Source organism: Streptomyces sp. NPDC003691 (assembly GCF_053981115.1).
In genome coordinates, this window is record NZ_JBSFNQ010000180.1 from 1 (window position 1) to 5,796 (window position 5,796).

Annotated in this window: 6 protein-coding genes; 1 reads left to right on the plus strand and 5 read right to left on the minus strand. The window is 69.3% G+C overall.

Translation table 11 applies throughout. The annotated features are described in order from the left end of the window. Positions 1-222 precede the first annotated feature (222 nt). Both ACWDR0_RS34325 and ACWDR0_RS34330 read right to left on the minus strand, forming a co-directional pair. The gene (locus ACWDR0_RS34325) at positions 223-639 is read right to left on the minus strand and encodes a hypothetical protein (RefSeq protein WP_456355754.1); all 417 of its coding nucleotides are present in this window, start codon (positions 637-639) and stop codon (positions 223-225) included. 188 nt (positions 640-827) lie between these two features. Further along, positions 828-1,415 (minus strand): TIGR03086 family metal-binding protein, encoded by a 588-nt coding sequence (locus ACWDR0_RS34330; RefSeq protein ID WP_456355755.1) that lies wholly within the window; start codon positions 1,413-1,415, stop codon positions 828-830. A 103-nt stretch (positions 1,416-1,518) separates the two neighbouring features. Here ACWDR0_RS34330 and ACWDR0_RS34335 point away from each other — a divergent pair, with 103 nt between their 5' ends. After that, positions 1,519-2,514: a helix-turn-helix transcriptional regulator gene (locus ACWDR0_RS34335; protein ID WP_456355756.1), complete on the plus strand. Its 996-nt coding sequence runs from the start codon at positions 1,519-1,521 to the stop codon at positions 2,512-2,514. 41 nt (positions 2,515-2,555) lie between these two features. Here ACWDR0_RS34335 and ACWDR0_RS34340 read toward each other — a convergent pair whose 3' ends face one another. From ACWDR0_RS34340 to ACWDR0_RS34350, 3 genes are all read right to left on the minus strand, one after another. Then, the gene (locus ACWDR0_RS34340; protein WP_456355757.1) at positions 2,556-2,990 is read right to left on the minus strand and encodes a DUF6892 domain-containing protein; all 435 of its coding nucleotides are present in this window, start codon (positions 2,988-2,990) and stop codon (positions 2,556-2,558) included. Between the two features lie 933 nt (positions 2,991-3,923). Continuing rightward, positions 3,924-4,472, minus strand: coding sequence for a S1 RNA-binding domain-containing protein (locus ACWDR0_RS34345; protein ID WP_456355758.1), 549 nt, complete (start codon positions 4,470-4,472; stop codon positions 3,924-3,926). Positions 4,473-4,616: 144 nt separating this feature from the next. Next, a complete protein-coding gene (locus tag ACWDR0_RS34350) occupies positions 4,617-5,282 on the minus strand; it encodes a hypothetical protein (RefSeq protein WP_456355759.1) in 666 nt (221 codons plus the stop codon). Positions 5,283-5,796 lie beyond the last annotated feature (514 nt).

Here is a 5,796-nt window from a genome sequence, read left to right on the forward strand (position 1 = left end):
CGGGAACCGGCGGCCACCCCGCCCCCGCCCCCCCTCCCCCCCCCCCCCGCTCTTCCCCGCGGCCCCCCCGGTGCGGGGGCGGCTCCCCGTCCCCAACCCGGACCGGGCCCCCCCCCACGGGTTTTACCCGGCGGCGGTGGCCCGTAGCCATGCACGCGGCGGCACCGTTCGGCGGGCGGACCGGCACGGAGCGCCCGGCCCGGGCCGAGCCGCCTTCCCGGGTCAGACGGTGAACTCCTCGGCGGGCAGCATCACCCCGTCGAAGTTGGTCAGCACGGAGACATACCCGTAGTGCACATCCGTCGCGGGAAAGCTGGTGAGGCTCCAGGGCGCGTCGACCACTCCGGGGCCGCACGGCAGCTGACCGGCACCGTTCGGCATGGCTAACGGCATCAGCTGGAGAGCGCTGAAGCTGACCGGCACGGTGGTCCCGGCCGGTCCGGTACGGGTGTAGATCCCGCCGATGGCAAGGGTGCCGAAAATCGAGGGATGCACCGCGGGGTCGACCTCGGCCCACTGCACATCCATCGACCTGACCGACTGCGGCTGGGCGGCGGCACCGGGAGCGGTGACGCCCAGGGCGCTCAGTGCGGCGGTGGCGAGCAACGCCGCCCGGCGTAACTTCACAATCGGGCTCATGACATTCTCCTGATGGTCCGGGCCGGTTCGGCCGTGCGGTCGAGGACGTCCAGACCTACCCGTGCCGGGCAGCGCCCGGCAGTCGCACGGCACGGCGCGCGGGCGCAGAGCCTCACACGGAGGACGTGGACCGCGGGCCGGCTCGGGTCAGGGCATCAGCGGCCTGCCGTCGCAGGAACCCGCCGGGGTCAGACCCGGGGGCGCTCCGGCACCTCCCGGCCGAGCCAGGCGGCCAGCCGGTCATGGACGTCGGCCCCCTCGGGTGCCTCCCGTACGGCTCCGAAGGGCACCGGCCCGCCCCGGTTGCCGGCCGGAAGTGCCTGCCGCGCCAGGGGCATGACGGCTTCGGCCAGCTCAGGGTCCAAGGGCACCGGTCGTCCCAGGGCCTCGGACAGGTCCCAGCCGTGTGTCACGGCCTCCAGGAGTACGAAACCCACCACCGCGGCACCCGGCGTCTCCTCACCCCAGGGCGAGGAGAAGACCTCCCCCAGTTTCATGTCGTCCGACCATGTCTCGCGGAAGCGCCGGTGCGCCTTCTCGTACGAGCGGCGCAGGTCGTCGTCGGCGACGGACACCTCCGGGGGTACCGCCTTCCAGTCACCGCCCTCGCCGATATGCGTCATCAGGCCGAGACCGTTCACACAGTGCGAGACCAGCGCCCGTACGTCGTACTCCGAACACGGTGTCCCGGCACCGAGGTCGAGAGGCGTCACGGTCTCCAGCAGGGCGGCGAACTGGGCGGCCGCCCGGTCGTACAAGGGACGAGGGTCGTTCATCTGATCGTTCTCCCATGGGTGAAGCCGGTTGCTCCGGACACCCGCACCTTCGGCGGGTAACCTGACATCCCCCGTCATGTTTTCCGGAGGGTCCGCCCGTCCCGTGAAATCCGATCGCCTCCTCTCGATCATCCTGCTGCTCCAGACGCGCGGACTGGTCCGGGCGGCCGAGCTGGCCCAGCGCCTCGAAGTCTCGGTCCGCACCATCTACCGCGATGTCGAGGCGCTGTCCGCCTCCGGTGTCCCGCTCTACACCGAGCGGGGACGCCACGGGGGCGTTGCGCTGCTGCCGGGGTTCCGGACCGATGTCACCGGTCTCACGGAGGACGAGTCGCGCGCCCTGTTCGTCCTGACCGCCCGGGGCACCCACGCGGCGCTCGGGCTGGACGCGGCGCTGGGGTCCGCCCTCCGCAAGGTCATGGCGGCGCTCCCCGCCCCGCACCGCCCGGCGGCCGAACTGACGAGTCGCCGGGTCCTCGTCGAACCGGAGCGCTGGGCGACCGGACTCGCCCCCGCGGTCGACCTCGACGTACTCAACTCCGCCGTCTTCACCGACCGCCGGCTGGCCCTGCGCTACCGCCGTGCCGGTGCCGTCGAGCCCGGGGACTACGTCCTCGACCCCTACGGGCTCGTGGTGAAGGCGGGCGTCTGGTACCTGGTGGCCGACAAGTCGGGCTCTCCCCGGCTGTTCCGCGCGGACCGGGTGGTCGAGGCGTCCGTCATCGACGAACCGGTGCGCAGACGGCCCGGTCTGGAGCTGGCCGACGTATGGCGGACGATGCGGCGCGAAGCAGAACAGCGGCGCCTTCCGGTCCAGGTGGAGGTACGGCTGCGCGAGGACGCCCTGATGCTGCTGCGCTGCCTGGTCCGGGCGCGGATCACCGGCGATCTCGTCACGGACGGTTCGGGCTGGCTGAGGATCGTCCTGACGTTCGACGGCATGCTGGAGACCAGGGGGCTCCTGACGCTCGGCGGCGAGGTGGAGGTCCTCTCACCACCGGCCGTACGCGACGAACTGGTACGCGTCGCAACCTCGGCGACAAGCGTCTACACGGACGGTGCGGATGCTCCGCCCCCCGGGCCGGCCCCCGTTCTCTGAGTGCTGCGGCCGGGGCGGCGGGCGGTGAACGGGAGTAGGTCTCAGTCGGTGGTGATGCCCCGCGCGGCGAATATCTCCGCCGCGTCCGGCACTCTCAGGACGCCGTCTTCCACGAAGGTGACCTCGCGCAGGTTGGGCAGGAGAGCGAGGTCGTCGAGCGAACGGACGTCGAACAGGTCGTCCTCGCCGTCCCAGGCGGGGGCGCAGTGGTGAAAAACGTCCGCCCCTGCGTCGAAGCACAGCTCCTCGACGCGCGCGAGGATCTCGGCCGGGATCTCCAGGGCTTCGAAGTGGGCCCGGGACTCCGGCAGCACCTGAGTGTGGAGGCCGTTCTCCAGGACGTACGACGCGGGGTCACCGATCCCCCGCCCGGCCAGCCGGGCGGACAGGTCATAGACGGGAAGCAGCGGCTCGGGGCCGTACATGAGCTCCTCGATGACGAGCAGCTTGAGGTTGAAGTCGCGGAACTGGCTCATGGGACATGGGTACCACGGGGGTGCGACACCGGCCCTCCGCCCGGCTGGACCACACCAAGGACCAGCGCGACCGCGTGTCCGTCGCCCGCTCAAGAACAAAGCTCTCACTGGTGTTGACAGCGGGGGTGGCTCCGTGGCCGGAACTGCGGGTTGCAGCGGTTGGCCGTGTCCATAGAGTCGAGTTTCCTGCCGGGTTCGGAGCGGAGTGGGGTTCGCGGTGACAAGGATGTTGCGGGAGCAGTCTGTCGAGCCGTTGGTCGATTACTTCGGTCTGTGTCTTCAGGAGGCTGATGATGCGGGTGTGCCGGTTCGGTGGCCGGAGGGCTGGGAGGTGGGGCAGGCGCTTGCCGTGGGCCGGCCGGGCCGTCTCGATCTGGAGAGTGCGGGGCACACGCACCAGGCGGTAATGAAGGTCGAGGTCTGGGACGGGGCACCGCCTGTCGTGGCAGGTGAGTGGGAAGTATCGGCGGTGGCGGAGTTGTTCTCGCTCTCGGGGCAGCTCACCGTGTGGGGAGTGACAGGCCCTGCGTACGAGTGTGTGGACTTGGGCCGGCCGGATACGCGGTGGCGGGTCCGGGTGCACTGCGCGGGCCGGGCGCGGCTGGCGGAGCCGGCCTCAGTGGATGTGCCCGATGGTGTGGAGCGGTGGCTGATGCAGTTCTGGCCGTGTGCGAGAGTGGAGCCGGCCCGGTGAGTCGGATCGGCACCGGGCAATGGGCGAGCCTTCCCCGGCTCCATGTCGGGCGCAGCGGTTCACCGACGGGGTTGGGCGACTTCCCGCCGAAGCGGCGAGTACCACCCACGTACGTGCTTATCAGGCAGCTGGGCACGCCGCGGCCGTCCGAGCCGGGAAGGTCGCCGTGCTCATGTCCTGTCATCGACCTGTGCCGAAAGCCATCACTGGAGCCGTACCACGCTCGCGTCCCCCTGGGCTCAAAGGCCGGCCAGGAACACCCGCCGATGCCGCCGTTCGACAGCGGTAACGGCGACGGTGATCTCCTGACCAACCTCGAAGTCCCGCCGCGTGCCGGCCGCCGGATGGCCGTGGACCTCCCGGAAGGGCACCAGTCCGACGACTCCGTCCTCAAGGCCGACGAAAACACCGAAGGGCACTATCTTGACGACCCTCCCCGGCAGTGTCCGGCCCACCACTGCACGGTCGGCGAATGCCTGGAAGGGATCGGGCTCAAGAGCGCGCAGGGACAGCCTTGCCTCTGCATTCCAGGTGTCGAACTGCAGAAACGCGCAGGTAACACGCTGTCCGATCTCAACCACATCACCCGGAGCGTCGATGTACCGCCACGAAAGTTCAGGAACGGCGACGAATCCGACACCGGGCAGCGTCGGATGGCCGGGGCCTTTGTCCAGAGCCACGAAGACTCCGAACCGCTCGATCGCCGTGACAGTGCCGGACAGGACTTCACCGACGTGCAGTGAGTCCAGGAACGCCCAGAGTTCCGGGCTCTCAGTCCGCCAGTCCATACCGGTCACCCTGGCACACGACACCCTGCGTTGACGATCCCCTTGATCAGGAACAGCCCAGGTGTCCATGCTCTCGCCGTGGCCTGTGTTCGTCCCGGAGAACGCCAACCGTGGCGCGCAGGGGAAGGGGCCATCTCGATAGGGTCAGAGCGCAGGCTGATCCTGGACGGTATAGCCCAGCGAGCGGGCCTCGGCAGCCACCTTTTCGAAGTCGGCTGTGGAGGACAACGAGGTCACCGTCCCGTGGCTCAGCGGCGCCCCAGCCAGGATGGTCGCCACGGCGTCACGGTCGATGCTTCGCTCAAAGTAGTCCTCGGCGAAGCCGACGTACGCGTCCGTGCTGCCGTCGGTGAGAAGGTCGAACAGCCAGTCGCTACCGTCCGACTCGTCGTCGAAATCGACCTGACCGCACTGCCACGCCTCAGCGTCCTTCTCGCGCCATACGCACACCGTCGCGTCGAAGAACCCGTCGAACTGGAACTCCTGCGCTGCCGGATAGTGCGCGAGCGACGGGGGCAGACCGTCGAGGAGGCCTGGCCAATGCTCGCGGGGCGACTCTCGCCATGGAGTGGCGTCACTCTCGTGATCGAACCCGTAGAGGAACACCCCGGCCGGATCGAACACAACGGCATACTGGTCACCGGACCCGTTGTCCATGAAGGCAAGGTCGACGCCTGCGCGCCACTCGGAGGCGAACGAGTGGGTGGGAGCGTCCGCATTGAGGATCGCGTCGAGCAGTGCCAGTGCCCGACAGCGGGCGCGCAGAACATCGGGTTCGGGCAGCGAGGCCACCAGTGCGTGGACGGTCATGGCCTCATTCAACTGCCTGCCACTGACATCGGCGGTAGCGCCTCCGAGTTCAGGAATGGAGCTTCGGTCAACTGGGAAGCGGTCTTCAACCACTTCTGTTTCACCTGGTCAGCGGTGAACACCCGGTCGGCTTTGCAGATCGCGTCCCCTCGGGCCCGGGTGCGCCGTACGGGTCGCTTCCAGGGATGAGGATGAGGCGGTGACGTCAGGTCCGGTGCGGGAGGGGATGGCCACCGTGTACCCGGCGCACCTACCCCCGGGCAGCAGCGGAGCGGCCGGCTCCCACTGCGCATTGGTTCAGTCCATGCCGATGCACCATGCCAGGCTCCTGCCCGGAACAGCAGCAGACCCACCTTCCGGACAAGGGCGATCAGGCGCCGCTGGACCGCGTGGTCCCCAGATGGCCCCGGGAACAGCGGAAAGGCGGTACCGGATTACTCCGATACCGCCTGCGACCTGCTTCAAGAGCTGGTCGGGACGACAGGATTTGAACCTGCGACCCCTTGACCCCCAG